Annotated in this window: 26 protein-coding genes; 13 read left to right on the forward strand and 13 right to left on the reverse strand. The window is 72.7% G+C overall.

The genetic code is table 11. The features are described from left to right. The first annotated feature begins 38 nt into the window (after positions 1-38). Both JK364_RS06625 and JK364_RS06630 read left to right on the forward strand, forming a co-directional pair. Entirely contained in the window at positions 39-1,019 is a 981-nt protein-coding gene (locus JK364_RS06625; RefSeq protein ID WP_201848343.1) for an SCO0930 family lipoprotein, read from the forward strand. 92 nt (positions 1,020-1,111) lie between these two features. Beyond that, positions 1,112-1,660, forward strand: coding sequence for a hypothetical protein (locus JK364_RS06630; protein WP_201848344.1), 549 nt, complete (start codon positions 1,112-1,114; stop codon positions 1,658-1,660). A gap of 44 nt (positions 1,661-1,704) precedes the next feature. On the opposite strand, the gene JK364_RS06635 is transcribed toward JK364_RS06630, so the two are convergent. Next, the gene (locus tag JK364_RS06635; RefSeq protein ID WP_201848346.1) at positions 1,705-2,382 is read right to left on the reverse strand and encodes an HAD family hydrolase; all 678 of its coding nucleotides are present in this window, start codon (positions 2,380-2,382) and stop codon (positions 1,705-1,707) included. A gap of 273 nt (positions 2,383-2,655) precedes the next feature. Next, positions 2,656-3,591: a ScbA/BarX family gamma-butyrolactone biosynthesis protein gene (locus JK364_RS06640; RefSeq protein WP_230991335.1), complete on the reverse strand. Its 936-nt coding sequence runs from the start codon at positions 3,589-3,591 to the stop codon at positions 2,656-2,658. Between the two features lie 102 nt (positions 3,592-3,693). Here JK364_RS06640 and JK364_RS06645 point away from each other — a divergent pair, with 102 nt between their 5' ends. After that, positions 3,694-4,335, forward strand: coding sequence for a ScbR family autoregulator-binding transcription factor (locus tag JK364_RS06645; RefSeq protein WP_201848348.1), 642 nt, complete (start codon positions 3,694-3,696; stop codon positions 4,333-4,335). Here JK364_RS06645 and JK364_RS06650 read toward each other — a convergent pair. Genes JK364_RS06650 through JK364_RS06685 form a run of 8 tightly spaced genes read right to left on the reverse strand, consistent with a single transcriptional unit; the run spans position 4,327 to position 11,774 of the window. After that, entirely contained in the window at positions 4,327-5,010 is a 684-nt protein-coding gene (locus JK364_RS06650; RefSeq protein WP_201848350.1) for an SDR family NAD(P)-dependent oxidoreductase, read from the reverse strand. The genes JK364_RS06645 and JK364_RS06650 overlap by 9 nt on opposite strands. Then, positions 5,003-6,211, reverse strand: coding sequence for a sialidase family protein (locus JK364_RS06655; RefSeq protein WP_201848352.1), 1,209 nt, complete (start codon positions 6,209-6,211; stop codon positions 5,003-5,005). The genes JK364_RS06650 and JK364_RS06655 overlap by 8 nt, the downstream gene beginning before the upstream one ends. A 15-nt stretch (positions 6,212-6,226) precedes the next feature. Then, on the reverse strand, positions 6,227-6,589 hold the full coding sequence (locus JK364_RS55090) for a hypothetical protein (RefSeq protein WP_230991337.1): 363 nt from the start codon (positions 6,587-6,589) through the stop codon (positions 6,227-6,229). After that, positions 6,586-7,494: an ATP-binding cassette domain-containing protein gene (locus JK364_RS06665; protein ID WP_307841172.1), complete on the reverse strand. Its 909-nt coding sequence runs from the start codon at positions 7,492-7,494 to the stop codon at positions 6,586-6,588. Before JK364_RS06665 ends, JK364_RS55090 begins: the two co-directional genes overlap by 4 nt. Then, on the reverse strand, positions 7,491-8,339 hold the full coding sequence (locus JK364_RS06670; protein WP_201848354.1) for an ABC transporter ATP-binding protein: 849 nt from the start codon (positions 8,337-8,339) through the stop codon (positions 7,491-7,493). The genes JK364_RS06665 and JK364_RS06670 overlap by 4 nt, the downstream gene beginning before the upstream one ends. After that, positions 8,336-9,265, reverse strand: a complete 930-nt coding sequence (locus JK364_RS06675; RefSeq protein WP_201848356.1) for an ABC transporter permease — start codon at positions 9,263-9,265, stop codon at positions 8,336-8,338. Before JK364_RS06675 ends, JK364_RS06670 begins: the two co-directional genes overlap by 4 nt. 1 nt (position 9,266) lies before the next feature. After that, positions 9,267-10,196 carry an ABC transporter permease gene (locus JK364_RS06680; RefSeq protein WP_201848357.1) on the reverse strand — a complete coding sequence of 310 codons (930 nt, stop codon included), beginning with the start codon at positions 10,194-10,196 and terminating at the stop codon, positions 9,267-9,269. Positions 10,197-10,199: 3 nt separating this feature from the next. Then, a complete protein-coding gene (locus JK364_RS06685) occupies positions 10,200-11,774 on the reverse strand; it encodes an ABC transporter substrate-binding protein (protein ID WP_201848359.1) in 1,575 nt (524 codons plus the stop codon). A 252-nt stretch (positions 11,775-12,026) separates the two neighbouring features. Here JK364_RS06685 and JK364_RS55095 point away from each other — a divergent pair, with 252 nt between their 5' ends. The 4 genes from JK364_RS55095 (at position 12,027) to JK364_RS06710 (ending at position 17,629) form a co-directional block, all read left to right on the forward strand. Next, positions 12,027-14,069, forward strand: a complete 2,043-nt coding sequence (locus JK364_RS55095; protein WP_230991575.1) for a four-carbon acid sugar kinase family protein — start codon at positions 12,027-12,029, stop codon at positions 14,067-14,069. Continuing rightward, a complete protein-coding gene (gene pdxA, locus JK364_RS06700; protein ID WP_201848360.1) occupies positions 14,066-15,121 on the forward strand; it encodes a 4-hydroxythreonine-4-phosphate dehydrogenase PdxA in 1,056 nt (351 codons plus the stop codon). Before JK364_RS55095 ends, pdxA begins: the two co-directional genes overlap by 4 nt. A 58-nt stretch (positions 15,122-15,179) precedes the next feature. After that, the gene (locus tag JK364_RS06705; protein ID WP_201848362.1) at positions 15,180-15,956 is read left to right on the forward strand and encodes a DeoR/GlpR family DNA-binding transcription regulator; all 777 of its coding nucleotides are present in this window, start codon (positions 15,180-15,182) and stop codon (positions 15,954-15,956) included. Positions 15,957-16,660: 704 nt separating this feature from the next. Further along, complete coding sequence (locus tag JK364_RS06710; RefSeq protein WP_201848364.1) at positions 16,661-17,629, forward strand: alpha/beta hydrolase; 969 nt, start codon at positions 16,661-16,663, stop codon at positions 17,627-17,629. Positions 17,630-17,696: 67 nt separating this feature from the next. Here the strand turns inward: JK364_RS06710 and JK364_RS06715 are convergent, their stop codons facing one another. Further along, entirely contained in the window at positions 17,697-18,287 is a 591-nt protein-coding gene (locus JK364_RS06715; protein ID WP_201848365.1) for an HhH-GPD-type base excision DNA repair protein, read from the reverse strand. A gap of 161 nt (positions 18,288-18,448) precedes the next feature. Here JK364_RS06715 and JK364_RS06720 point away from each other — a divergent pair, with 161 nt between their 5' ends. Together JK364_RS06720 and JK364_RS06725 are read left to right on the forward strand one after the other, a co-directional pair. Then, positions 18,449-19,234 carry a sigma-70 family RNA polymerase sigma factor gene (locus tag JK364_RS06720; RefSeq protein WP_059146221.1) on the forward strand — a complete coding sequence of 262 codons (786 nt, stop codon included), beginning with the start codon at positions 18,449-18,451 and terminating at the stop codon, positions 19,232-19,234. Positions 19,235-19,330: 96 nt separating this feature from the next. Continuing rightward, positions 19,331-19,999, forward strand: a complete 669-nt coding sequence (locus tag JK364_RS06725) for a dienelactone hydrolase family protein (protein ID WP_201848367.1) — start codon at positions 19,331-19,333, stop codon at positions 19,997-19,999. Between the two features lie 94 nt (positions 20,000-20,093). Here JK364_RS06725 and JK364_RS06730 read toward each other — a convergent pair whose 3' ends face one another. Then, positions 20,094-21,167, reverse strand: a complete 1,074-nt coding sequence (locus tag JK364_RS06730; protein WP_201848369.1) for an ATP-dependent DNA ligase — start codon at positions 21,165-21,167, stop codon at positions 20,094-20,096. Positions 21,168-21,245: 78 nt separating this feature from the next. On the opposite strand from JK364_RS06730, the gene ligD reads away from it, so the two are divergent. From ligD to JK364_RS06745, 3 genes are all read left to right on the forward strand, one after another. Further along, positions 21,246-22,250, forward strand: a complete 1,005-nt coding sequence (ligD, locus tag JK364_RS06735) for a non-homologous end-joining DNA ligase (protein ID WP_201848371.1) — start codon at positions 21,246-21,248, stop codon at positions 22,248-22,250. A 34-nt stretch (positions 22,251-22,284) separates the two neighbouring features. Beyond that, the gene (locus JK364_RS06740; RefSeq protein ID WP_201848373.1) at positions 22,285-23,292 is read left to right on the forward strand and encodes a GlxA family transcriptional regulator; all 1,008 of its coding nucleotides are present in this window, start codon (positions 22,285-22,287) and stop codon (positions 23,290-23,292) included. A gap of 96 nt (positions 23,293-23,388) precedes the next feature. Further along, a complete protein-coding gene (locus JK364_RS06745) occupies positions 23,389-24,216 on the forward strand; it encodes a class I SAM-dependent methyltransferase (protein WP_201848375.1) in 828 nt (275 codons plus the stop codon). 29 nt (positions 24,217-24,245) lie between these two features. Here JK364_RS06745 and JK364_RS06750 read toward each other — a convergent pair whose 3' ends face one another. Then, positions 24,246-24,644 carry a winged helix-turn-helix transcriptional regulator gene (locus JK364_RS06750; RefSeq protein ID WP_201848377.1) on the reverse strand — a complete coding sequence of 133 codons (399 nt, stop codon included), beginning with the start codon at positions 24,642-24,644 and terminating at the stop codon, positions 24,246-24,248. An 80-nt stretch (positions 24,645-24,724) separates the two neighbouring features. Here JK364_RS06750 and JK364_RS06755 point away from each other — a divergent pair, with 80 nt between their 5' ends. Next, positions 24,725-25,402, forward strand: coding sequence for a DsbA family oxidoreductase (locus JK364_RS06755; protein ID WP_230991338.1), 678 nt, complete (start codon positions 24,725-24,727; stop codon positions 25,400-25,402). Positions 25,403-25,462 lie beyond the last annotated feature (60 nt).

Genomic DNA, 25,462 nt, shown 5'->3' on the forward strand with positions numbered 1-25,462 from the left:
ATCACCGCCGGACCGATCGAGATTGCAGAGGAATGGTCATGGAGAAGCGGCGTCACATCGCATTCGCCGGGGTGTCGGTAGCGATGGTTCTGCTGACGGCGGCTTGCGGCAGCAGCAAGGACAACAGCGCGGGCAGCGCCAATGTGCAGCCGGCGGGTGGCAGCCAGACCGTGGGTGCGGGGGCCTCCGCGTCGGCGGGCGCGGGGGCCGCGGCCGGTGCCGGCAGCGGGTACGAGGCGGGCGGTGACTCCGGTGCCGGCGCGGCCGGCGCGTCCGAGCGCACCGGTCCGGCGAAGCAGCTGGCGGTCAAGGAGGACGCCAAGCTGGGCAAGTTCGTCACCGACAGCAAGGGCTGGACGCTCTACCGGTTCGACGAGGACACCCCCAAGCCGGCCAAGTCCAACTGCAACGACGACTGCGCCACCAAGTGGCCCGCGGTGCCCGCGGACGACGCCGCGGCCACCACCGGTATCGAGTCGAGCAAGCTGGGCTCGGTCACCCGCGCCGACGGCACCAAGCAGCTGACACTGGCGGGCTGGCCGGTCTACCGCTTCGCGGGCGACAACAAGCCCGGTGACACCAAGGGCCAGGGCGTGGGCGGCACCTGGAACGCGCTGGCGCCCGACGGAAAGCCGGCCGGCAAGACCGCGGCCGCGGACGACAGCCTCCAGCTGATGGTCAACAACAACGCCGAGCTGGGCAGGATCATCGTGGACGGCAAGGGCATGACCGTCTACCGGTTCAACAAGGACAGCGCCTGGCCGATGAAGACCGGCTGCCTCGGTGCCTGCCTGGACACCTGGAAGCCCGTCAAGGCCGTGGACACCACCAAGGTCGCCGGGGTCGACGCGGCGAAGGTCACCTCCTTCAAGCGCCCCGACGGCACCAAGCAGGCGGCGTTCGACTGCTGGCTGCTGTACACCTTCACCGGGGACAAGAAGCCCGGTGACATCAATGGCCAGGGCGTGAAGGGCACCTGGTTCGCGGTCACCGACAAGGGCAAGAAGGCGGGCCAGTAAGGGAGACAACCACTACTTTTGGTCCACCGCGGCGGGTGGCCCGAGGCATCAGAGCCCGGGCCGCCCCGCCGGATTTTCTACGGGAGGTTGTTGTGTCACTCGCTCTCCGTGCCACCGCGGTCGGCGCGGCCCTGCTGTTCCTGGCCGGCTGCGGTGGAGGCGATCGGACACATGGCTCCGGCCACGAGCAGAAGAAGGTGTCCCCCGCCACCAAGGAGTTCGCCAAGCCCGGGAAGCCCGCGCAGCTGACGAAGATCGCCGACGCCATCGGGTGCAAGGCCACGATCATCACCGAGGCGGAGGAGTTGCGTCAGGGCTCCTGCGGCTCCGGTCAGAAGCGGTTCACGATGGTCACCTTCGCCACCGACAAGGGCCAGCACGACTGGCTGACCACGTCGAAGGACTACGGGGGCATGTACCTGGTCGGCAAGCGCTGGTCGGTCACCGGTCTGTCCATGGGCTCGCTGGAGCCCCTGCGGGAGAAGATCGGCGGATCCCTCGAGAAGGGGATGTCCATGTCCCACGGCGGGTCCAACGGCGGGACCAAGACGGGGGACGGAATGGACGGGATGGACGGGATGGACGGCATGGAGGGTATGGACGGCTCGGCGAGCCATGCGGGCCACGACGGGAAGAAGTGACCCGCGGCACTCGCCGACCAGGCGGTGAGCGTGGCTTACGCCCCTCAGGCCACCCGGGAGTCCGCCCACTTGACCAGGTCCGGGTCGGCGAGGGTGGAGACCCACACATCGACCGGCGGGGGCTCGTCCACCGGCTTCCGCGGACCCACGCCGAGCACTCTCAGCCCGGCGCGCGAGGCGGACAGAAACCCACAGTGGGAGTCCTCCACCGCGAGGGCGTCCCCGGGGGCCGCCCCGCACAGCCGGGCGGCCTCGAGATAGACGTCGGGATACGGTTTGGGCCGCACGTCCCCCTCGGGGACCAGCACATGGCCGAAGTACCGCAGCAGCCCGGCCTTGGCGAGCCCGTCCTCGACGACGTCCCGCGGGCAGTTGCTGGCCACGGCCAGCGGTGCGAAGACGGCCGCCTTCGCGACCAGTTGGGGCGCCCCCGGCATGGTGACCGGGTCGTCGGCCACCAGCCGGCGGAAGGCGTCCAGGAGTTGTCCGGTCATCTCCTCGGCGAGTTCGGGGCGACCGGCGAATTCGGCCAGCATTCGGCCGCATTCGGTGTAGTGGAGCCCCTTCGTGCGCCGCGCGAACTCCTCGTCGGGGGCGGTTCCATGGCTTCTGAGGACCACTTCGCGCGCCTCCTCCCAGTGTCGTTCGGAATCCATCAGGGTGCCGTCACAGTCGAAGACGATGGCGGCTGGGGTCCATCCGAGAAACTTTTCGGCTGTCATCTGTCTGCCGTTCCATGGGAGGTGGAGGAATCGGCGCAGGGAATGCCCGTACCTGCGGGAGCCGCGCGGTGGAAATCGTCCTGGCGGCTCTTGAGGGCGCTGAGCGCCGACCGCTGTTGTCGTACAGGCCGTGGGGTTCGCCTGCCCGAAACATAACGATCACTACGTTAGTTTGATGACCCGCAGTAAGCAAGAGGCTACTGAATGTCGGCGTTTTGTTCGTCGTTCAGCCTGTTCGCCGTCATATTGTTCGTCGCACGGGGTGTTCGTCGCTCAGAGGTACTGGAGCACCCCGACCGCCGTGCAGATACCGGCCTGGCGCAGCCGGAAGACACACGTCCGGCCATGGGAGGTGCACTCGACCACGGCCGGCGGATACGACTCGGTGAAGCGGATCGCCTTCATCCGGCAGGCGACCGGCCGGGTCAGCGCCCCGCCGGTGGCCAGCGCCGCGGCCTGGCGGGCGCCCTCCAGCAGCACCAGGCCCGGCATATGGTCGCTCCAGTGGTCGAAGAAGAACGGATGACGGGGGTCGGCGGGGTCGAGGTAGACCACTCCCCCGTCCCGCACCACCAGGACGTCCCGGGCCGCCGGAACGGCCAGTTGCGCAGGTGAGGGCCGTACGGCGGCACGCAACCTGCGGCGCGCGGTGTGCCCGTGGGCGGCGGCCCGGGTCTCCGCGTAGGTGGTGCCGTCGAGGAAGCGCGCGGTGCCCCCGGCCCAGGCGAAGAGCTTGCCGCCCGCCGACAGCACGACATCCAGCCGCATCCCGGTGACGAAGCGTCCGCAGGGGCCGGTGCGGATGTCGGTGACGGCGGCCCGGCAGGTGATGTCGGAGGCCCCGTACGGCGCCCGGGGCTCGGTCTCGGGGTCCAGCCGGTAGGAGATGTCCCGGATCAGGAAGTGCGCCCCCGCGGGCACCGCGTAGTACCGCGTGGGGATGTAGATCCCCAGCTCGCGCAGGGTTTCCGCGATCATCAGCGGATGATGGCGGCCGTCTCCGCCGTGCGGGAAGGTGGGATGGGACCTCGGCCACTGGGCCGCGGCCTCGAACCGGTCGTCACCGTGCGTACGCACATCGGTGAGCAGCACCTCGGCCACCGAGACCCGGTGCACCGCCTCCCGCGCCACCGTGCGGGACCAGCTGAGCGGCCGCCCGGCGGGACCGGACGGCTCCGAAAGGCCATGAGCCTCACGAACGATCACCATAAAATACTAATAATGTTTGACCTGTCTCGCCTCATCACCATCTCAGGCCGAAAGTCCGCTAAGTTCTCCCCGTCACATCCGACGGGGAAGGACGGCGAACACGTGCAAGAACGGGCCGAACAAACACGCCGATCCCTTCTGGAGGCCGCAGCGTTCCTTTTCGACGAACGGGGATACGCGGGAACGAGCATCAGCGACATCACCTCCCGGTCCGGCCACACCAGCGGCGCGATCTATTTCCATTACACGAGCAAGGAAAGACTCGCCCTGGCCGTGGTGGAGGAGCACTTCGCCACCTGGCCCCCGCTGGTCGAGCGGTTCGCCGCCCTCGACGCGCCGCCCCTGGAGCAACTCGTCCGGCTCAGCTTCGCGGTGGCCCGCGCCTTCCGCGACGACATCGTGGTGCGGGCCGGAGCCCGGCTGTGGGCCGAGCGCACCCTGATCGAGGCGCCCATGCCACCGCCCTTCGTGGGGTGGATCGACGCGGTGGGGCAGATGATGGAGAAGGCGCGCGCCGAGGGCGATCTGGCCACGCATGTCGATCCGCTGCCCGCCGCCCGGACCGTCGTATGCGCCTTCTTCGGGCTGCACACCGTGTCCGAGGCGCTCGACGGGCGGCGGCTGGTCGAGGACCGGCTGGCCGATCTGTGGACCCTGCTGCTCCCCTCGCTGCAGGCCCGGCCCGGGAACACACCGGGCCTGCTGGCGCTCGCCCGCGGCGACGCCGCGCCGCCGTCAGAGTGAGGCGCCCGCGCACATCACCAGCGTCTGGCCGGTGACCGCGCCGCCCTCCGGGCCCAGCAGGAACGACGTCAGCCCCGCCACCTCCTCCGGACGTACCAGCCGCCCCAGCGGTGGCAGCACGGGCGGGGTGCGGCTACGGCCGGGGTCCCGCAGCATGGGGGTGTCCGTCGGCCCCGGCGCCACCACGTTGACCGTGACCGCCCTCGGCGCCAGCTCGGCCGCCCAGGACCGGGCCAGGGCGGGCAGCGCCGCCTTGGTGGCGGCGTACTGGCTCTTGCCGGGGACGCCCGTCATCGTCCGGCTGCCCACCAGCACCACCCGGCCACCGTCCGCGACCCGGTCCACCAGCGTGTCCACCAGGACGCCCGCCGCCTGCACATGGATCCGCCACATGAGGGATCCGTCCTCGGGGTCGAGCTCCCCCAGCCGCGCCGAGCGCTGAACGCCCGCCGCGTGCACGATCGCGTCCACCCCGGACACCGGGGCGAGCACCTCGGGGAGGGTCTCCGGCCGGGACAGATCGGCCGGGATCCAGTGCAGCCGCGCAACGGTGTGCGCGGGGGCCGTACGGCTGATCCCGGTGATCCGCCACCCCTCGTCCAGCAGCCGGGCCGCGATCGCGGCGCCGATACCGGAGCTGACACCGGTGACCACGGCGTGGCGGGGCTCAGCCATCGGCCGCCCAATCCGGTGCGACGCGGACGTACTTGATGGCCTGGCGGTGGTAGGTGTACGCGATGTGCAGCGTGCCGTCGGAGCCCTGCCGGATGGTGGGGTAGGACAGCTCGCGGTTGAGCCGGTCGCGTGAGTTGTTGGTCAGGCAGTGGCCGTCACCGGTGTCCAGATCGCGCCGTACGGGCCAGGTCAGGCCGTGGTCGGAGGAGAGCGCGAGGGTCATCGGGGCGCGGGGCGCGCCCCAGAAGGCGCCGGGCGCGGAGTCGTCCGGCGTGGCGGCCGACGGGTCCGGGGTCCGACCGGTCCCGCCCTCGTCGTCGATCTCGTCGTAGAGGGACACCCGGCGGGCCGTGGCGTCCCCTCGGCTGCTGTGGTTGTAGACCAGCGCGAGCCGTCCATCGGCGAGCGGGACGTACTGCACGGAGGAGTTGTTGTTGGGCAGTTCGGTACGGACCGGCTCGCTCCAGGTCTCCCCGCCGTCGGTGCTGTGCGAGCGGTACACCGCGTCCGCCCAGCGGCTGCGGAAGAGGGCCAGCAGGGTGGTGTCCGGCAGTTGGTGCACGTTCATGTGCACACAGCCGGTCGAGCCCGGCACCGGCCGCTCGCGCCAGGTACGCCCCTGGTCGTCGCTGATCATCACCGCGCTGGTGTCGCGGTCGCCGACCCATTTGACACCGGGGGTGGCCACGCAGTGGAACACCGGCAGCAGCCACCGCCCGGAGTCCAGGACGGCCACCGGCTGACGGATGAACACCCCGCCCGCCTCGGTGGCCGGGAACAGCGTGCGCGGCGCGCCCCAGGTGACACCCGCGTCGGCGGACACCCGCAGCCGGACCTCGGCGGTGTCCTGATCGCCCGCCCGCTGGGCGGTGTACAGCAGCCACAGCTCCCCGGCGGGGGTGGGGAACAGCAGCGGGTTCTGCTCCGAGCGGGTGTCGTCGTCCGAGAGCCGGACCGGCTCGGTCCAGGTGTCGGCCCCCGGGGCGAGCCGCGAGAACCACACGGAGATGTCCGGCACGCCCTCCTGCGTACCCCCGAACCACACACACCCGAGGTCCCCTCCGGGCAGCACGGTGAGGTTGGCGGCATGGTTCTGCACGGCGGGGGCGGGCAGGAACGCCTCCCGCAGCCCCGGGTCCCCCGGGCGCGCCCGAAGCCGCCCGTCCGTCAGCGGTATCGCGGTGTCATCGTCGGCGGTCATTGTTCGCCGGGCTCCTTATGGTTGTGGTGATACGGAGATGTCCGCAGTGCCCGCCCGACGGGCGTCCGGGCTCCAAGGACGGAGCCCCTGGCTCGGCAAGGGGCCCTCCCGCGGCGCGCGGCCCGGTGCGACCCGGAGCCCCGGGCACCTGGGGGCGCTCCGGGCCAAGGGGCGAACCCCCTGGCCCGGGAAGGGCCCTCCGGCGGCGGCCAGGTCGGCGCGGAGGTGCTCGACACGGGAGCCGCCGAGCAGCAGCGCGTCCACCCCCTCCCGCCCGAGCGGCCGACGCAGCGAGAGGTCCACCAGCGGGATGCCCGGCAGGGCGACGCCGCCGGGGGACGCCTGGCTGGTGGTGCGGGTGTGCGCAGGCGCGTTCACCGCGTCGCTCCTGGTTCCTGGTCGGTGGCGACGGGTTCCCGGCCGGCCGCGGCGGACTCCCGGTCGGCCGCGATGGACTCCTGGTCGGCCGCGATCGCGGAGACGAGGGCGCGCGGTTTGCGTCCCCGCATGGTCGTCGGGTCAAGCGCCGCCCGTCGCAGCGTCCGGGTGTAGGGGTCGGCGGGCGCGGAGAGCACCGTGCCGGTGGGCCCGGATTCGATGATCCTCCCGGCGCGCATCACCACCACCTCGGAGCTGATCTCGCGGACCACGCCGAGGTTGTGGGAGATGACGATGTAGGCGAGCCCCTGTTCGGTCTGGAGCTCCCGCAGCAGCTGGAGCACCTGGGCCTGTACGGAGACGTCCAGCGCGGAGGTGGCCTCGTCGCACACCAGCAGCTCGGGGCCGCTGGCCAGGGCGCGGGCGATGCCGATCCGCTGCCGCTGGCCGCCGGAGAACTCGGCCGGGCGGCGCTGGAGCGCACCGGCGGGCAGCCCGACCTGGTCGATGAGGGCGGCGGCGCGGCGGGCGCGTTCGGCCCCGGAGCGCATGCCGTTCAGCCGCAGCGGCTCGGCCACGATCTCCTCGGCCGTCAGATGCGGGTCCAGGGAGCCGTACGGGTCCTGGAAGACCATCTGCACCCGCTTGCGCAGCGGGCGCAGCCGCCGTTCGGGCAGGCCCGCGATATCGGTTCCGTCGAGCAGGATCCGGCCCCGGGTGGGGCGCAGCAGCCGGACGATGGAGCGGGCGATGGTGGACTTGCCGCAGCCGGATTCGCCGACGACGCCGAGCGCCCCGCCGGGCGGGACGGCGAAGCTGACGCCGTCCACCGCGCGGAAGACACCGCCGGCGACCGGGTATTCGACCACCAGGTCCTCGACGGCCAGCAGGGGTGTGGGGGTCACAGCGCCTCCTCGGCGACGGCGGCGGCGGGGGTCTCGTCCCAGGGGCCCAGAGTGGGCACGGCGGCGAGCAGATCGCGGGTGTACCGCTCACGGGGCTGGTCCACGATCTGTTCCACCGGTCCGGACTCCACGAAACGGCCGTCGCGCATGACGTGGATGCGGTCGGAGACCAGCCGGGCCACCCCCAGATCGTGGGTGATCATCAGGATGCCGATGCCGGTGCGCTCCTGGAGCTCCATCAGCAGGTCGAGGACGCCCGCCTGGACGGTGACGTCGAGCGCCGAGGTCGGCTCGTCGGCCACCAGCAGCCGGGGCTCGGCGGCCAGCGCGATGGCGATGAGGACGCGCTGGAGCATGCCGCCGGAGAACTGGTGGGGGTAGGCGCCCCAGCGGGTCTCGGGGCGGGGGATCCGCACCCGGCCGAGCAGTTCGACGCCCTTGGCGCGGGCGTCGGCGCGGGACATCCCCGGGTGGCGCAGCCGGAGTGCCTCGCCCAGCTGACGGCCGATGGTGTGCACCGGGCTGAGCGCGGTCATCGGGTCCTGGGGGATCAGGGAGACCCCGCGGCCGCGGATCCGTCCGGCGGCGGTGGCGTCGGCGATGACGTCGGCGCCGAAGATCCGGGCGGTTCCGGAGAGGACGGCGAGCCCTTCGGGCAGCAGCCGCAGCAGCCCCATCGCGGTGGTGGACTTGCCGGAGCCGGACTCGCCGATGATGGTGACCGTCTCGCCGGGGCCGATGGTGAAGCCGACCCCGTCGACCGCGCGCACCACACCGCGGTCGGTGATCAGCTCGATCTGCAGGTCCTCGACCTCCAGCAGCGGGGTGCTCGTCGTATCGCTCATCGGGAGGCCTCCGTCGTACGCCGTCGGGTGCGGTCGCGCAGCCCGTCGCCCAGCAGGTTGACCCCGACCACCAGCAGCACGATGACGAGGCCGGGCAGGGTCACCAGCCACCAGGAGGTGGTGATGTAGTCCTGGCCGTCGGAGATGATCCGGCCCCAGGTGGCGAACGGCCGCTGGGGGCCCGCGCCGAGGTAGCTGAGGGCGCTCTCCAGCAGCACCGCCTGGGCGAGCAGCAGCAGGACCACCAGCGATGCCTGGCGGACGATGTTGGGGATGACATGGCGGGCCAGGATGGCGATCCGGGGCAGCCCCAGCACCTGGGCCGCGGCCACATACGGCTTCTCCCGCTCGACCAGCACCAGCGACCGGGTCAGCCGGGCCACCTCGGGCCACTGGGCGATGGCGATGACGCAGGTGATGACGGTGACGGAGGGGCCGAAGAGGGCCACCACGAGCAGCAGCATCATGAGCAGCGGCAGCGACATCTGGGCCTCCAGCAGCCGGGAGACGACGGCGTCCACCCAGCGGCCGTAGTACCCGGCGGCGGCGCCCGCGACGATGCCGATGAGGCCGGAGACGACGACCGCGAGCACACCGACCGTCAGGGACACCTGGCCGCCGTGCAGCACCCGGGAGAGCACATCGCGGCCGAGCTGGTCGGTGCCGAAGAGATGGCCGTCGGTCAGCGGGGCGAGCCGGCGCCGGGAGAGGTCCTGGTCGCCCGCGCCGGGCAGGGGCAGCACCTGCGCCAGGGCCACGGGCACCACGACCAGCAGGGTGCACACCGCGCCCGCCCACAGCTTGAGGTTCGCGCTGCGGCGGCGCCGGGTGGCGGTGGCGCGGACCAGATCCCTGGCGGTGACCGCGCTGGGACGGGTCCCGGGCCCGGCCTTCGCGGGGGCCGGGGGTTCGAGGGCGCCTTGCATCTCAGGCCGCCTTTCCCAGGCGTACCCGCGGGTCGAGCAGCGGGTACGCCAGGTCGATGAGGAGTTGGACGAAGACCGCCAGCGCGGCGGTGACCAGCACGGTCGCCTGGATCAGCGGATAGTCGCGGGTCTCCAGGGCGCGGACGACCAGCGAGCCGACCCCGGGCCAGCCGAAGACCACCTCGACCACCACGACACCGTTGAGCATCGCGGCGAACCGGGTGCCGAGCGCGGTGAGCACCGGGATGGCGGAGTTGCCCATGGCGTAGCGCCAGGTCAGCACGCGGGTCGAGACCCCGCGGGAGCGGGCGACGGTGACGTACGGCGAGGCGAGGGCCGCCACCATCTCCCGGCGGACCAGCCGGGAGATCAGCGCCATCTGGAGGATCGCCACGGTGACGGTGGGCAGGATCAGTCCGCCCCAGGTGGTGAAGCCGGATGCGGGCAGCACCGGGACGGCCACGGCGAAGAGGGTCAGCAGCATCACGCCGATCCAGAAGTCCGGCATGGACTGCCCGGCGATGGTCAGCACATTGGCGCCCAGCTCCCGCTTGGTGTCGGCACGGCGGGCCATCCACACGCCGAGCGGCACGGCCACCACGGTGGTGAGGGCGATCGCGGAGAGGGAGAGGGTGATGGTGTAGGGCACCCGGTCGAGCACCACGTCCAGGGCGGGCGCGTGGAAGGAGTAGCTGGTGCCGAGGTCGCCGGTGAACAGATCGCGCAGGAAGAGCCCGTACTGGGTGAGCAGTCCGCGGTCGAGGCCGAACTGCTCCCGGATCCGGGCGAGGTCCGCGCTGGAGGGGTTGGGCCCGGCCAGGGCGGCGGCGGGATCGCCGGGGGCCATGCGGACCAGGACGAAGACGGTGGAGAGGGTCAGGAAGACGGTCAGGACGCTCTGGCCCAGGCGGCGTATCAGATAGCGCGTCACGGCTCAGCCCTCCAGACGCACGGCGGCGAGGTCGTAGGAGTTGAGCTGGAGCAGGCCCACGTCGCGCACCCGGGCGCGGCGGGCCAGCACCACATCGGGGACGAAGGCCCACAGGCAGGGGCGGGTGTCCCAGATCTGCTTCTGGACGGCGGCGAGCCGCTCGTTCCGCGTCTTCTCGTCGGTTTCGGCGGAGGCGTCGGCCAGCCGGGTGGCGATCCGGGGGAAGACATAGCCCTGGTAGGTGTCCCGGCTCTTTTCCTTCTCCGGCGTGCCGCCGTACATGCCCTGGAGGCTGGTGGAGGCGTGGCCGGTGGGGACGGAGAAGCCGTTGCCGAGGACGTCCCAGTCGCCGCGGCGGCCCTGCCGCCACTGCTGGATGTCGCCGCCCGGTTCGAACTGCTGGAGGCTGGCGCGGACGCCGGCCCCGCGCAGCATCTCCAGCACGGCCTCCATCACCGAGGTGTCCGCGGGGAACTCGCCCGACTCCCAGATGATCTTCACCTTGAGATCGCTCGCGCCCAGCGCGGCGAGGCGCTTGCGGGCCTCGCCGGGGTCGTGGACGTAACGCCCGGTGCGTACGGCCCCCTTGAGGGCGAGCGGGACGACACCCTCGGCCTGCTGGGCCGAGTCGGTGAGCACATCGCGCACCAGGGCCTCGCCGTCGATGGCGTAGCTGAGCGCCTCGCGCACCCGGGCGTCGGCCAGCGGATGTCCGCGCGGTTTGCGGAAGTTGAAGAACAGCTGGTTGACGCGGGTGCCCGAGGTGCGGTCCAGGCGCACCCCCGGCAGGCCCTTGAGCTGCTCGGCGGAGTCGGGGGTGATGGTGTCGATGACGTCCAGCTCACCGCTGCGCACGGCGACGACACGGCTGGACTCCTCGGGCACGAAGCGCACCCGGACCCGGTCCACGGTGGGGCGGCGGCCCCAGTACCGGGGGTTGGCGGCCAGGGTGTACTCACCGGTGCCGGAGTTGGCCGAGGTGACCACGTACGGGCCGGAGCCCGCCCCGCCGGACAGCTCCTCGGGCCGGTTCCTGGCGGCCGGGCTGATCAGGATGTTGGCCATCAGCTGGTCGAGGATGGGCACCGGGCGCTTGGTGTGCAGCCGGAAGGTGCGCTCGTCGACCGGCTCGACGGTGGGCATCTCGGGGAAGAGACCGACGATGAACGAGCCGTTGACGCCCGCGTACATCTTGAGCGCGGTCGAGACGTCCTTGACGGTGACCGGGGTTCCGTCGGAGTAGCGGACCCCCTCGCGCAGCCGCACCGTCCAGGCGGTGGGCTCGGTCATCTCGAAGCGGTCGGCGAGCACGAGTTCGGGGCGGAGCCCCTTGCCGATCCGGGTCAGCGCCTGGCGCACGGCGCGCTGCACCGTGACCGCCGCGTCGAACTGGTTGAGCTTGTTGTCCAGGCTGACCAGCGAGCGGTTCAGCCCGAGACTGATGGCGCCGGGCCCGGGGGCTCCGGTGGGCCCCGCGCACCCGGTGAGCGGGGCGAGGGCCATACCTGCTGAGGCGCCTGCTCCGAGGCGCAGCACGGACCGGCGGCTGAGGGCCGGAGCGTTGGGGATACGGGTCATCGTTGACCTCTCGGCGTTCCTGAGGCGAGCGACGTGCTGGGCGAGCGACCTGCTCGCACGACTCGTGCGGCGCCCGGATGAGGGCCGTACGGGTCGAAGTGTCGCGGCGGTCACCGTGACATGACTGCGCGCTTTACGCAATACTTCTCGCGCACTTCGCGCAACGTATGTCATCATCGGGGCCACGGAGACGATGCCCACGGTGTTGGGCCACTCCGCCTGTCATGGTCATTCGAGGAGGTACCGGTGGACATGACACCCAGCCGGAGGCTGCTGGCCATCGCGGATGACCTGTCGGGCGCCGCGGAGGTGGCGGCCGCGGTTTGCTCGCGCACAACACGCAGTCGGGTGCTGCTCTTCGGGGGGCCGGGCGCCGCCGGCATGGCAACGGCCCTTCGCCCCCGCCATGTCGGCGAGGCGACCGTCCTGGACCTGGACTCCCGGTACCGCCCGGCGGCGGAGGCTGCGGAGGCGGTCCGCGGGGCGCTGCGGATGTCCTGGCCGGACGGGGGCACCCAGGACGCCTCGGGCGCGCGGGACACCCTGGACACCTCGGGCGCCCTGGACACCTCGGAAGCGCTGGACACCTTCGTCCTGAAGAAGATCGACTCGCTGCTGCGGGGCAATGTCGCCGCTGAGATCGCCGCGCTCGCGGAGGACGGGGCGGGGGTGGTGCTCGCCCCCGCGCTGCCGATCGCCGGGCGCGTGGTGCGCTCGGGGGTGGTCCACATCGGCGGAGTGCCGCTCCACGAGGGCGACGCATGGCGCGCCGAGGCCGTCCCCCCGCCCGCCTCGGTGGCCCGGGCGCTCGGCGGCCTGCCGACCGCCCTGATCCCGCTCACGACCGTACGGTCCTCCCGCCCCACCCTGCTCACCGCCCTGCGCGCGGCCGCGACGGCCGGACGGGTGGCCATCTGCGACGCGGAAACGGACGCGGATCTCGACGCGATCGTCGAGGCATCGCTCGCGGACGGCCCCGGGATGCGACTGGTCGGCTCGGGCGGCCTGGCCCTGGCAGTGGGCCGCCACCTGGCGACGGCGCCTCATGCCACGGCGGCCCCGGCCACCGGGGGCCCGGCTACCCCCGCCCCCACCACGGCGCAGGCCACGGCCGGAGGCCGGGCCGCCACCTCCGACCCCACCACGGCCCCGGCCGGAGGCCAGGGCGCCACCCCCGACCCCAGCACGGCGCAGGCCGGAGGCCGGGTCGCCACCCCCGACCCCAGCACGGCGCAGGCCACGGCCGGAGGCCAGGTCGCCACCCCCGACCCCACCACGGCCCCGGGTGGAGGCCAGGTCGCCACCCCCGCCACCGCCATGGCCGCTCCCGCCGCCACGAGCCCGGCCGTGCCCGACGCCGAACCGGTTGCGGCCGCCGCAGCGGCAGCGCCATCCGCGAGCACCGGAACCGCCACCGACGCGACTACGGCTCCGACCGCCGCCACCCGGGGTATCCCCGCCACCACACCAACGGGGGCAGCCGCACCGGCAGCCGGGGCGGCGACGACCTCGGCCCGCACCGGACCCACCTCCGACACCCCCACCGCCCCAGCCGCCACCGCGAGCCGGGCCGCCACCCCCGCCACCACACCGCCGACAGGGGCCGCCGGAACGGCGACGCCCTCGGCGGGCGCCGGGCGGCCCGTGCTGGTCGTCGTGGGCACGGCCGAACCCGCGGCCGTTGAGCAGGTCCGGCGGCTGGTCGAGGACGGGGCCACCCATCACCGGCTACCGCTCCCCGAGTTGCTGTCGGACGGTCCCCCGGTGCGGCTGCCCCCGATGACAGACCCGGTCACCGTCGTCTCCCTCGCCCCGTCCGGCCCCACGCCGCCGACGACGGACACCGCTCCCATCCCGTCCCCCCGTCCCGCGCACGAGGCCGTCGGCCCCGACACCACAGCGCCCCCGGCGCCCGGCCCCCGGCGCGCCACCCCGCCGACGTCCGGCGGCGGGACCGACCGCACAGGCCCGGAGCAGTCGGCGGGCGCCGGGCCCGGGTCCGGGCGGCGGCTGGTGCTCGGGCTCGCCCGGGCCATCGGCGCGGCCGTCGCCGCGCACGACGGGGCCATCGACCTCGTGCTGACCGGTGGCGAGACGGCGCGCCGGGTGCTGGACGCGCTGGCGGTGACCGAGCTCGATCCGGTCGGCCAGGTGCACCACGGCGCCGTCCACCTCCGCACCCCCGACGGGCGATCCGTCGTGACCCGACCGGGCAGCTTCGGCGATCCCGACTCCCTGCGTCACATCACCCAGGCGCTGCGCCCCCACCCGACCGAACGGAAGGTCACCTCATGAACTCCTCCCCCCACCTCGCCCCCACCGGGGCCGCTGGTGCGGACACCGATGCCGCCCCGCTTCCGCTGATCGCGGTCACCATGGGCGACGGCGCGGGCATCGGACCCGAGGTGGTCGTCCCCGCGCTGCTCGACCCGGACACCCTGCGGCGCTGCCGTCCGGTGGTCATCGGGGACGCGGAGCGGCTGCGGCAGGCCGCCCGGCTGCGCGACATCGCGTGCGAGGTCGTCACCGTGGCCGCGCCCGGCGAGGCGGCGTTCACCCCGGGCCGGATCAACGTCATCGACCTCGGGCTGCTCCCCGCCGATCTGCCCTGGGGCGAGCTCTCCCCCATCGCCGGGGACGCGGCGTACCAGTACATACGGACCGCCGCCGGACTCGCCATGAACGGTGCGGTGCAAGGCATCTGCACGGCGCCGCTCAACAAGAAGGCGCTGCACGCGGGCGGCCATGTCTTCCCCGGCCACACCGAGCTGCTGGCCCATCTCACCGGGGTCGAGGAGGTGTCGATGATGCTGGCCACCCCCACGGTGAAGGTCATCCACGTCACCACCCACATCGGCCTCGTCGACGCCGTGCGGAGGATCGAGCCCGGCCTGGTCGAGCGCACCGTGCGCCGCGGCCATGAGGCGATGGTCCGCGCCGGCACCCCCGAACCGGTGATCGGGGTGTGCGGGATCAATCCGCACGCCGGTGAGAACGGCCTGTTCGGCTACGGCGAGGAGGAGGAGAAGATCGTGCCCGCGCTGGAGGTGCTGCGCGCGGACGGCATCGACGCCCGCGGTCCGCTCCCCGCCGACACGGCCTTCTTCCTGGCCGGGCGCGGGGACTACGACCTGATCGTGGCGATGTACCACGACCAGGGGCACGGCCCGGTGAAGGTGCTGGGCCTGGAGGCCGGGGTCAATCTGACCGTCGGCCTGCCGGTCATCCGCACCTCCGTCGACCACGGCACCGCCTTCGACATCGCGGGTACGGGCACGGCCGACGCCGGTAGCATGATCGAGGCGCTGCGGCAGGCCGCCGAGATGTCGCCGTCCCCCGCCCGCTGACCCGCAGAGCCACGTCGAGGAACGCGAGGCCCAGTCCACGGTGAAGAACGCGAAAGACATGCCGGTGAACGGAGCGCGCGCCCGGCGCGACCAGATCGTCCACCTGGCCACGACCACGGGTCTGACCAGCGTGGAGGAACTGTCCCGCACCTTCGGGGTCACCGCCTCCACCATCCGCCGCGACCTCGCCCAGCTCACCGCGGACGGTCGGCTGGCGCGGACGTACGGCGGGGCGATGGCCCTGGTGGCCCACCCGGAGGCGTCGCTGCGGCAGCGCACGGGCGAGGCGTTCGAGGCCAAGCGGGCCATCGCGCTCTGGGCGGCGTCGACGGTGCGCGCCGGGGAGACGGTGCTGCTCGACGCCGGGTCGACCGTCGGCGCCCTCGCGCATGAACTGCGCACCGCCGAGGGGCTCACGGTCGCCACGACCGGGCTCACCGCGCTGCAGGAGCTCGCCGATGTGGAGACCGTGCAGGTGGAATGTCTCGGCGGTACGCTCCGCCCGCTGAGCCAGAGCTTCCTCGGCCCGCTCGCCGAGGCCGCCCTGGAGCGCATGACCTTCGACCGGGTCTTCCTGGGCGCCGACGGGGTGACGGCCGAACACGGCATCTGCGAGGCGGATCTGCGCCAGACCCGTCTGAAGGAGCTGATGGCCCGCCGGGCGGAGGCGGTGTACGTCCTGGCCCACTCGGCGAAGATCGGCCGCCGCCCCTTCCACACCTGGGTACGGCTGCCGCCCGGCTGGACACTGGTGACCGACGGCGACGCGGACCCCGAGGAGATTCGCGCGCTGCGCGCCCAGGGGGTCGAGGTCACGGTCGTCGAGGGCGAGTAGCCCCCGCCTGTCTGGGCCGCACCTGCCTGGGCCCCGCCTGCCTGAGCCGCACACCCATCGCGCGTGAGCCGCGCACATCATGCGCGGTCCGCGCACCCATCGTACGTACGATGTGGGTGAGCGATGGATGGTCCGGATTTCCGTTTCCGGGATCCGGATCAGGAAAACGTCGCATGGCGACAGCGACCGCCGAGACCATGCGTATATCCCAGGGGACCGGGGCACCCGCCCCGGAAGTGACGTGGCCACCAGCCCAAGAGCTTTGGAGGACACCGTGGCACGGCAGACCGACCCGACCCCCATCCACCCGACGCTGCGAGAACCCGGGCCGCCGTCTCCGACCCCGTCGCCCGGTCCGGGCGGACCCGAACCGGGTCCCGCACCGGGCCCCGTGCCCGGACCGCCCCCGGGTCCGCCGCCCGACCCGATTCCCACTCCTCCGCCCGAGCCGCCGCCGAGCCCCACCCCCGGCCCCACACCGGACCCGTCCCCCGATCCGGTGCCCAGGCCGCCGGGCCCGGACCCGGTGCCTGACCCCTCACCGGCGCCCGGCCCCTTGACCCGGTGAGTCCCCTGACCCGGTGAGCCTGTTGACCCGGTGGGCTCACCGGGTCGGTGAGCGCCCGGGTGGCGTAACAGCGGTGGGTGCCGCGGCGGCCAGGGTGAGATCGTCGGACGGAACCGGACCGGCAAAGGAGAAGCAGATGGCCACCACCGCTCCGGCCCGCCCCGTCCTCGAACCCGCCGCCGCGGCGTTCGCCGAGGCCACCGCCAAACCGCCGTATCCGTACCAGGTGACGCCCGCCGAGGGCCGTCGCACGCTCGACGAGGTGCAGTCGGGCGAGGTGCCCAAACCCGAGGTGGACGAGGAGTGGATCAGCGTCGGGGGAGTCCCGGCGGGTGGCGTCAGGGCGCGGATCCTGCGCCCTCCGAAGGCCGTCGGCACCCTTCCGGCGATTCTCTACATCCACGGCGCGGGCTGGGTGTTCGGCAACGCCCACACTCATGACCGGCTGGTCCGGGAACTGGCGGTCCGGGTGGGCGCCGCGGTCGTCTTCCCCGAGTACGACCTCTCCCCCGAGGCCCACTACCCGGTGGCGCTGGAGCAGAGCTACGCGGTGGGCCAGTGGATCGTGGCCCACGGCGAGGGCGCGGGGCTCGACGCCTCCCGGATCGCGGTGGCCGGGGACTCGGTGGGCGGCAACATGGCCATCGCCCTCACCCTGCTCGCCAAGGAGCGCGGCGATCTGCCGCTGGTGCGGCAGGTGCTCTTCTACCCGGTGACCGACGCCGCCTTCGACACCGGCTCCTACGAGCAGTTCGCCGAGGGCTACTTCCTCACCCGTGAGGCGATGAAGTGGTTCTGGGACCAGTACACCACCGACCCGGCGCAGCGCTCCGAGATCACCGCCTCCCCGCTGCGCGCCACCCCCGACCAGCTAGCCGGGTTGCCGCCCGCCCTGGTCATCACCGGCGAGGCGGATGTGCTGCGCGACGAGGGCGAGGCGTACGCGGCCAGGCTGCGGGAGGCCGGGGTGCCGGTCACCGCCCTGCGGATGCAGGGGATCATCCATGACTTCCTGATGCTGGACGCGCTGCGCGACACCCGGGCCGCACGGGCTGCGCTCACCCTGGCCGTGGACACCCTGCGGGACTCGCTGGGCACCGCCTGAGGAACCCCGCGCCTGAAGAACCCCGCCCCGGATGACCCGCCGCCCCGCCTCAGGCGGATGACCCGCCTCAGGCGCCGCCCTTCGCCTGCTTCGCCTGCCGCTTGAGCTCCTGTTTGTGGGCGCGGACCTTGTCCAGCGACTCGGGCCCGGTGATATCGGCGACCGAGCGATACGCGCTCTCCTCGCCGTACGCCCCGGCCGCCTCGCGCCAGCCCTCCGGCCGCACCCCCATCCGCTTGCCCAGCAGCGCCAGGAAGATCTGCGCCTTCTGCTTGCCGAAGCCGGGCAGCTCGTTGAGCCGCCGGAGCAGTTCCTGGCCGGAGGAGACATCGCGCCACAGAGCGGTCGGATCGCCCCCGTAGTGCTCGGTCAGATACCGGCACAGCTGCTGGACGCGCCCCGCCATCGAGCCTGGGTAACGGTGCACGGCGGGCTTCTCCGACAGCAGCGCGGCGAACCCCTCGGGGTCATGGGCGGCGATCTCCTGGGCGTCCAGGTCGTCCCTGCCCAGGCGCCGCGCGATGGTGTACGGACCGGAGAACGCCCATTCCATGGGCACCTGCTGATCGAGCAGCATCCCGATCATCAGGGCCAGGGGGTCGCGCTCGAGCAGGGCGTCCGCCTCGGGCTGCTGGGCGAGACGAAGGCGTGCGTTCATCCCGTGTGGATACCCCGCCGCAACCGGAACGAAGCGCCTTAAACCCAGATACCACCCAAAGGCGCTCATACCATCACCAATTTGGTCGAATTGCGAGGTGTTAGGGCCCATGCGAATCTGGTGGCGACCGCCGTGACATCGGACCACGGAGGCGAGTGACCATGTCAGCAACCGCGACTCGCCAACGACGCCATGACGACACTCCCGACACCGGCGGTGCCTTCCTGCGTCTGTCCCGGCTCCCGTCCGGGCCCGAACGCGACGCGCTGCGCGAGGCGATCATCTGCGCCTGGCTGCCCGTCGCCAAACGCCTGGCGCTGCGCTTCCGCAACAAGGGCGAGAACATGGAGGACCTCACCCAGGTCGCCTCGCTGGCCCTGGTGAAGGCCGTCGACCGCTACAACCCCGACCTCGGCCACGCCTTCCCCTCCTATGCGATCCCCGTCATCACGGGTGAGCTCAAGCGCCACTTCCGCGACTATCTGTGGACGCTGCACATCCCCCGCAACATCCAGGAGGTCCGCTCCCGCACCCGCTCCGCGCGCGACGCGCTGGAGCAGGAGCTCGGCGGGCGCACCCCCACCATCCACGAGATCTGTCTGCGCACCGGTATGCCCCAGGAGGATGTGAAGGCCGGTCTGGAGGCCAGCGCCTCCTGCACCCCGCTCTCCCTCAACGCCGCCGTACAGGGCGCCGAGGAGCGGCTGCTCGCCGAGACGGTGGGCGCGGACGACGCCGCGATCGAACGCGTCGTCAATCGCGAGGCGCTGCGGGTGCTGATCGCCGAACTGTCGGAGCAGGACCGCTACGTGCTCTATCTGAGGTTCTTCGCGGGGCTTTCGCAGAGCCAGATCGGTGAGATCCTGGGCTTCTCCCAAATGCACATATCCCGCAGGCTCTCGCGGCTCTACAGCGAGCTGCGGCAAGGGCTCATGGCCTACGCCTAGCGACAGCGACAGCCCGTCGCCCAGCGGCAGCCCACCCAGCGACCCGTCCGCCCAGCGGCGGCACCAGCCCGCGCAACCCCCGGCAGGAGGTGGCCGATGCGCTCCGAGACCGCCCGTATCGCCGCGGACAACGCCATGCTCGTGGGCGATCTGGCCCTTCCCGAGCAGCCCATCGGCGTCGTCGCGTTCGCCCACGGCAGCGGCAGCTCCCGGCACAGCCCGCGCAACCGCGCGGTGGCCCGGGTGCTGCAGGACGCGGATCTGGCCACTCTGCTGTTCGATCTGCTCACCGAGGCCGAGGAGCGGATGGACGCGATCACCGCCGAGCTGCGCTTCGACATCCCACTGCTGGGCCGCCGGCTGGGGGCCGCGGTGAACTGGCTCGACGGACACCCGGCCACCTCCGGGCTGCCGGTGGGGCTGTTCGGCGCCAGTACGGGCGCGGCGGCGGCGCTGACGGCCGCCGCGGAGCGGCCGGAGCGGGTGGCGGCCGTGGTCTCCCGCGGCGGGCGGCCCGATCTCGCGGGCGGCGCGCTGAACCGGGTGCGGGCGCCGGTACTGCTGATCGTGGGCGGTGACGACCACGAGGTGCTGCGGCTCAACCAGCAGGCGGCCGCCATGCTCGCCGCCCCGCAGGAGATCCATGTGGTGCCCGGGGCGAGCCATCTCTTCGAGGAGCCCGGCACCCTGGAGCAGGCCGCCGAGGCGGCGCGCGACTGGTTCGTACGGATGGCCAAGCGCCCGGCCCGGGGCGGCAAGCGGTGACTACGGTCGTCGGCCGACTGCGGCGCCGTCGTGGCTGGTCGCGCCCGCGCGGCGGAGCCGCACATCGACACAGCCCCGCGCCCCTTCGGGGCGGCTACGCCCCCGGGGCCGGCCCCAGCACCTGCCGCAGATCGTAGGAGACCGGCTCCTCCAGCTGGCCGTAGGTGCACTGCGGGGGCTCCCGGTCCGGCCGCCAGCGCCGGAAGCGGGCGGTGTGCCGGAAGCGGCGGCTCTGCATGTGGTCGTAGGCCACCTCGCACACCCGCTCCGGGCGCAGCGGCACCCACGAAAGGTCCTTGACCCCGGTCCAGCGGCTGGGCGCGCCCGGCATCCGGCCCTGGGCATGGGCCTCCTCTCGCGCCCAGTCGGCCCACGGGTGGCCCTCGACGGTCGCCATGCGCAGCGGCTCCAGCTCGGCCAACAGCTCCTGGCGGCGGCGCGCGGTGAAGGCGGCGCTGACGCCCACGTGCTGGAGGCGGCCGGTGTCGTCGTACAGGCCGAGCAGCAGGGAGCCGATGCCCTGGCCGGACTTGTGGACGCGGTACCCGGCCACCACGCAGTCCGCCGTGCGCTCGTGCTTGACCTTGACCATCACGCGTTCACCGGGGCGGTAGCGGAGGTCGGGGCGCTTGGCCACGACGCCGTCGAGCCCCGCCCCCTCGTATTGCTCGAACCACTGCCGGGCCACCTCGAGATCGTCGGTGCAGGGGGCGAGGTGCACCGGGGCCTCGGCGCCGCGCAGCGCCTCGGTGAGGGCCGCGCGGCGCTCGCTCTGCGGGGTGTCCAGCAGCGAGGCGTCGCCGAGGGCGAGGAGGTCGAAGGCGACGAAGGCGGCCGGGGTGTGCTCCGCCAGCATCCGTACCCGGGAGTCGGCGGGGTGGATCCGCTCCAGCAGGGCGTCGAAGTCCAGCCGCCCCTCCCGCACGATGACGATCTCGCCGTCCAGAACGCAGCGCGGCGGGAGGTTGGCGAGCAGCGCCTCGGCCAGCTCGGGGAAGTAGCGGGTGAGCGGCTTGGTGGTGCGGCTGCCGATCTCGATCTCGTCCCCGTCGCGGAAGACGATGGCCCGGAAGCCGTCCCATTTGCCCTCGTAGACCATCCCGGGCGGGATCGTGGCCACGGCCTTGGCCAGCATCGGCTCGACGGGAGGCATCACCGGAAGGTCCATGACCTCCGATTGTGCTCCTGTGGCGGGCCGGGCGCCCGCCGGGAGGCGGCCCCGGGCGGGCGGGCCTAGCGTGTCCCTATGGGAGAGTCGGTGGAGCTCACGGTCGGCGGTCGCACGGTGCGGGTGACCAACCCCGGGAAGGTGTACTTCCCGGAGCGCGGGTTCACCAAGCTGGACCTCGCCCGCTACTACCTGGCGGTCGGCGAGGGCGCGCTGCGGGCGCTGCGGGACCGGCCGACGACGCTGGAGCGCTATCCGGACGGGGTGGACGGGGAGTCGTTCTTCCAGAAGCGGGCCCCGAAGAACCTCCCGGAGTGGATTCCGACCGGCCGGATCTCCTTCCCCAGCGGGCGGCACGCGGACGAGATCTGCCCCACCGAGACGGCCGCCGTGGTGTGGGCGGCGAACCTGGGCAGCCTGACCTTCCATCCGTGGCCGGTGCGGCGCGGGGACACCGAACACCCCGATGAGCTGCGGATCGACCTCGACCCGCAGCCGGGCACCGACTACGAGGACGCGGTGCGGGCGGCCGGAGAGCTGCGCGAGGTGCTGGACGAGCTGGGGCTGCGGGGGTGGCCCAAGACCTCCGGCGGCCGGGGGCTGCACGTCTTCGTCCCGATCGCGCCGGAGTGGACCTTCACCCAGGTGCGGCGGTCCGCGATCGCGATCGCGCGGGAGCTGGAGCGGCGGGCTCCGGAGCGGGTGACCACCAAGTGGTGGAAGGAGGAGCGCGGCCAAAAGATCTTTGTAGATTACAATCAGACGGCCCGCGACCGCACCATCGCCAGCGCCTATTCGGTGCGCCCCCGCCCCCATGCCCCGGTCTCCGCGCCGCTGCGCTGGGCGGAGGTCCCCGACGCCCGGCCGCGCGACTTCGACCTGGCCACCATGCCGGTGCGCTACCGCGAGCTGGGCGATGTGCACGCGGACATGGACGAGCACACCTTCCGACTGGAGGCCGCGCTGGAGCTGGCCGCGCGGGACGAGCGGGAGCACGGTCTGGGCGACCTCCCGTATCCGCCGGAGCATCCGAAGATGGCGGGCGAGCCGAAGCGGGTGCAGCCGAGCCGCGCCAAGAAGTGACGGCCGGATCCTCGGCGGCTGCGAGAATCGCGCCATGTCCGTCTTCACCCACCCCGGCCGCCATCGGGTGGCGGTGCTGGTCCGCCACGGGCTGCTGCCGTTCGAGCTGGGCATCGCGCACCGGCTGTTCGGCCGGGCCGTATCGGCCGCGGGCGAGCCGCTGTACGAGGTGGTGACCTGCGCGCTGGTCCCCGGTGAGGTGCGTACGGACTCCGACGTCACGATGAACGTCGCACACGGCCCGGAGGCGCTGGCCGAGGCCGACACCGTGCTCGTCCCGGCCGCCAACGAACCGGACGCGCCACAGACCGAGGGCGAGCTGGGCGCCGAGCTCACCGGCGCCTTCGCCCGGATCCGCCCCGGTGCCCGGATCGCCTCGATCTGCACGGGGGCGTTCGTCCTGGCGGCCGCGGGGCTGCTGGACGGCCGCCGGGCGACCACCCACTGGCAGGAGGCCGACCGGTTCCGGGAGCTGTTCCCGGCCGTCGCGCTCGACCCGGACGTCCTCTACGCGGACGAGGGCGAGGTGCTGACCTCGGCCGGGGACGCCGCCGGTATCGATCTGGTCCTGCACATCATCCGGCGCGACCATGGCGCGGCGGTGGCGGGCGAGGTGGCCCGCGCCTCGGTGGTGGCCCCGCATCGCGACGGCGGCCAGGCGCAGTTCATCCGGCGGCCGGTGCCGGAGCGGCGCGGCGGCTCCACCGGCGCGGCCCGCGCCTGGGCGCTGACCCGGCTCGACCGTCCGTTGACCCTGCGGGAGCTGGCCGAACGGGAGTCGATGAGCGTACGGACCTTCTCCCGGCGGTTCCGGGACGAGGTGGGGACGACCCCGGTGCGGTGGCTGACCCAGCGGCGCATCGAGCGCGCCCGGCAGCTGCTGGAGGAGAGCGATCTGCCGGTGGACCGGATCGCGGCGGACGCGGGCTTCGGCACCGCCGCCTCGCTGCGGCAGCATCTGCACACCGCCCTCGGGGTGTCACCGAGCGCCTACCGCGCCACGTTCCGCGGCGGCGCGCCCCGGCCGCCCGCCCGCCCGTGAGACGGGCTCGCCCCCGGACCACCGGCGGTTCGGGCGGCGCGACGGGTGGCGGCCACCGGCACGCCCGCCTCCGTGGGTGCCTGCCATAGTGAGCTCATGACCGACGCGTACGAGCGGATGATGCGGGCCAACCAGGCGAACTGGGACGCCCGGACCACAGTCCATCTCGCCAGCCGGTTCTACGGGGTCGAGGAGGAGCCCGACCCGTCCCGCTGGTTCGCCCCCTGGGAGTGGGACGACCTCGGCGAGGTGGCCGGCCGCGACGTCCTGCACCTGCAGTGCCACCTCGGCACGGAGACGATCGCCTTCGCACAGCGCGGGGCGCGGACCGTCGGCCTCGACTTCTCCGCGGCGTCCGTGACGGCGGCGACCGGCATCGCGGCGCGTGCGGGCCTCGACGTGACCTATGTGCGGGCCAACGTGTACGACGCCGTGCGGGCCCTCGGCGGGCGGCGGTTCGATGTCGTCTACACCGGCAAAGGTGCCCTGTGCTACCTCCCCGACCTGGACCGGTGGGCCGGCGTCGTCGCCGAACTGCTGCGTCCCGGCGGCCACCTGTACCTCGTGGAGTTCCACCCGCTCCTCAACTCACTGGGCCCGAAGCCCACCCCCGGAGCGGGGCCCGAACTCCTGCTCCGCCACGACTACTTGGGCGGCAACGGCCCCGTACACCGCGACGCGACGCATACCTACACCGACGGCCCGGCCGTCGAGGGCGCCACCGACAGCTACGAGTGGATGCACGGACTGGACGAGGTCGTCAACGCCCTGGTCGAAGCGGGGCTGGACATCCGGCGACTGCGCGAGAGCCCCGAACTGCCCTGGCCGCGCTGGCCCCATATGACACGCGCCGCGTCCGGCTGGTGGCGGCTGCCGGCGCCGCGGATCCCGCTGCTGTACGGGCTCCTGGCCCGCCGGTCATGATCTCATCTGAGGGACACGGCAGTTCTGTCTCACGACCTTGGCTCTGACTGGAGGGCGTCGTCGTGGCGTCGGCGGGCAGCGCGGATCTCGTCGCGGTGGGTGTCGGCCCAGGTTTCCAGCGCGGTGAGCGGGGCGAGCAGGGTCCGGCCGAGTTCGGTCAGCTCGTAGTCGACCCGGGGTGGCACGGTCGCATGCGGAGTGCGGGTCACGAGTCCGTCGCGGGCCAGCGCGCGCAGGGTCAGGGTGAGCATGCGCTGGCTGATCCCTTCGATGGCGCGATGCAGCTCGCTGAAGCGGTGCGTGCGCCGGCCGAGCAGGACGACGATCAGCACACTCCATTTGTCGCCGACCAGGTCGAGCACCTCACGGACGGCACAGTCATCGGTCGCCTTGATGGTCTCGGGTACATCCATGTTCGCCGCTGACATCGAGGTGCCTCCTTCCGGTTCCTTTCATGCTGTCGCAGACTGAGGTTACGCACAATAAGTAACCCACCCTGGAGGGGTCCATGAACGCTGTGAGCGGTCAGCGGCAGTTGCGCATAGAGGTGTGGTCGGACGTCGTGTGCCCGTGGTGCTACATCGGGAAGCGCAGGCTGGACAAGGCACTCGGCCGGTTCGAGCACGACGGCGACGTCGAAGTGGTGTGGCGCAGCTTCCAGCTCGACCCCACCCATCGCAGCGGCCTGCGGGAGCCGGTGTACGACGCCATGGCCAGGAAGACGGGAGTCTCGCGCGCCCAGGTCCGTTCGATGTCCAGGCAGGTCGTGGAGCTGGCGGCGGAGGAAGGGCTGGCCTTCGACTTCGACCGCGCCATCTCCGTCAGCACCTTCGACGCCCACCGCCTGAATCAGCTGGCCCGCGTCCACGGCCTCGGCGCGGAGATGCACGAGCGGCTGATGCGCGCGTATCTGATGGAGGGCGAGCTTGTCGACGACGTGGAGACGCTCGTACGGCTGGGGACCGAAACGGGCGTGCCGGCCGACGAGGTGCGCCGCGTACTCGCCGGGGACGCCTACGCGGCCGACGTCCAGGAGGACTCCCGCGAGGCCCAGGCGCTCGGCGCGACAGGCGTGCCCTTCTTCGTCCTGAATCGCGCGTACGGCCTCTCCGGCGCGCAACCAGTCGACGCGTTCCTGTCCGCGCTGCGCACGGCCGGCGCCGCACCGAGCTCAGCGGCCCGCTGACCGTCCACCCCGCAGGGCGCCGATGCGGCCGCAACCCGGTCCTCGTGAGTACCTGGGCGG

This window comes from Streptomyces endocoffeicus, from assembly GCF_016741935.1.
In the GTDB taxonomy this organism is placed as follows: domain Bacteria; phylum Actinomycetota; class Actinomycetes; order Streptomycetales; family Streptomycetaceae; genus Streptomyces; species Streptomyces endocoffeicus.

Coding starts and splice junctions, on each gene's coding strand:
- JK364_RS06625 (WP_201848343.1), top strand. CDS start 39: ATGGAGAAGCGGCGTCACATCGCATTCGCCGGGGTGTCGGTAGCGATG.
- JK364_RS06635 (WP_201848346.1), bottom strand. CDS start 2,382: ATGACAGCCGAAAAGTTTCTCGGATGGACCCCAGCCGCCATCGTCTTC.
- JK364_RS06640 (WP_230991335.1), bottom strand. CDS start 3,591: ATGGTGATCGTTCGTGAGGCTCATGGCCTTTCGGAGCCGTCCGGTCCC.
- JK364_RS06650 (WP_201848350.1), bottom strand. CDS start 5,010: ATGGCTGAGCCCCGCCACGCCGTGGTCACCGGTGTCAGCTCCGGTATC.
- JK364_RS06655 (WP_201848352.1), bottom strand. CDS start 6,211: ATGACCGCCGACGATGACACCGCGATACCGCTGACGGACGGGCGGCTT.
- JK364_RS06670 (WP_201848354.1), bottom strand. CDS start 8,339: ATGAGCGATACGACGAGCACCCCGCTGCTGGAGGTCGAGGACCTGCAG.
- JK364_RS06675 (WP_201848356.1), bottom strand. CDS start 9,265: ATGCAAGGCGCCCTCGAACCCCCGGCCCCCGCGAAGGCCGGGCCCGGG.
- JK364_RS06685 (WP_201848359.1), bottom strand. CDS start 11,774: ATGACCCGTATCCCCAACGCTCCGGCCCTCAGCCGCCGGTCCGTGCTG.
- JK364_RS55095 (WP_230991575.1), top strand. CDS start 12,027: ATGACACCCAGCCGGAGGCTGCTGGCCATCGCGGATGACCTGTCGGGC.
- pdxA (WP_201848360.1), top strand. CDS start 14,066: ATGAACTCCTCCCCCCACCTCGCCCCCACCGGGGCCGCTGGTGCGGAC.
- JK364_RS06705 (WP_201848362.1), top strand. CDS start 15,180: ATGCCGGTGAACGGAGCGCGCGCCCGGCGCGACCAGATCGTCCACCTG.
- JK364_RS06710 (WP_201848364.1), top strand. CDS start 16,661: ATGGCCACCACCGCTCCGGCCCGCCCCGTCCTCGAACCCGCCGCCGCG.
- JK364_RS06715 (WP_201848365.1), bottom strand. CDS start 18,287: ATGAACGCACGCCTTCGTCTCGCCCAGCAGCCCGAGGCGGACGCCCTG.
- JK364_RS06720 (WP_059146221.1), top strand. CDS start 18,449: ATGTCAGCAACCGCGACTCGCCAACGACGCCATGACGACACTCCCGAC.
- JK364_RS06725 (WP_201848367.1), top strand. CDS start 19,331: ATGCGCTCCGAGACCGCCCGTATCGCCGCGGACAACGCCATGCTCGTG.
- JK364_RS06730 (WP_201848369.1), bottom strand. CDS start 21,167: ATGGACCTTCCGGTGATGCCTCCCGTCGAGCCGATGCTGGCCAAGGCC.
- ligD (WP_201848371.1), top strand. CDS start 21,246: ATGGGAGAGTCGGTGGAGCTCACGGTCGGCGGTCGCACGGTGCGGGTG.
- JK364_RS06740 (WP_201848373.1), top strand. CDS start 22,285: ATGTCCGTCTTCACCCACCCCGGCCGCCATCGGGTGGCGGTGCTGGTC.
- JK364_RS06745 (WP_201848375.1), top strand. CDS start 23,389: ATGACCGACGCGTACGAGCGGATGATGCGGGCCAACCAGGCGAACTGG.
- JK364_RS06750 (WP_201848377.1), bottom strand. CDS start 24,644: ATGTCAGCGGCGAACATGGATGTACCCGAGACCATCAAGGCGACCGAT.
- JK364_RS06755 (WP_230991338.1), top strand. CDS start 24,725: ATGAACGCTGTGAGCGGTCAGCGGCAGTTGCGCATAGAGGTGTGGTCG.